Here is a 551-nt window from a genome sequence, read left to right on the forward strand (position 1 = left end):
TACTCGGAGGCGCAGACAGAGGTCTCGTAAGGGGAAGGAAATCGATGATGGGGAAGGCTCGGAAAGTCCTTCACCGTTGGGAGAAAAACCTAGTTTTACTCCAACGGAAAAAGGCGGAGCCAGCGGTTTTCCACCTAACAACTTCTTTGATGGCCTTCCTCCGGAGTTTACTACTGACGAGTCGCTGGAGGATGAGGAGAAACAACGGGTTTTTGCCGAGGGCTCCCAACGTGTCAACGAGGGTTGGCCCTTCGAACTTCTTTAACCTTGCGTTTGAATCCGTATATAAGCATGCTTGCTGATCTTGAGTTTCATGCAGGGACTAAGAGTGTTTGGCAATGCGCTTGACTCAAGTTTCCGCAAGTCTAGGATTGCTAATTTCAAGACCAAAGAAGCTGAGCGAGAGCTCTTCCCATTCCGACAAGAGGTAGCGGCGCAGAACGCAAAGAAAGCTGAGCTTCATGCTCGAGCCCTGGTTCGGGCGGAAAGGAGAGGAAGAAGTATGGTCGCAGCGGAGGTGGCAAGACGGGCGGAATCGTTTGCTGCTGAGT

At 51.7% G+C, this 551-nt stretch carries 2 protein-coding genes; one reads left to right on the top strand and one right to left on the bottom strand.

All coding sequences use genetic code 11. The annotated features are described in order from the left end of the window. Positions 1-265 (top strand): hypothetical protein (locus ACFIKI_RS08645; RefSeq protein ID WP_375666813.1); only part of this gene is annotated, 265 nt, incomplete at its 5' end. Positions 266-349: 84 nt separating this feature from the next. On the opposite strand, the gene ACFIKI_RS08650 is transcribed toward ACFIKI_RS08645, so the two are convergent. Next, positions 350-551 (bottom strand): hypothetical protein (locus tag ACFIKI_RS08650; protein WP_375666814.1); only part of this gene is annotated, 202 nt, incomplete at its 5' end.

Origin of the sequence: Bartonella sp. TT121SHDZB, assembly GCF_042193415.1 — a bacterium.
Lineage (GTDB): Bacteria > Pseudomonadota > Alphaproteobacteria > Rhizobiales > Rhizobiaceae > Bartonella.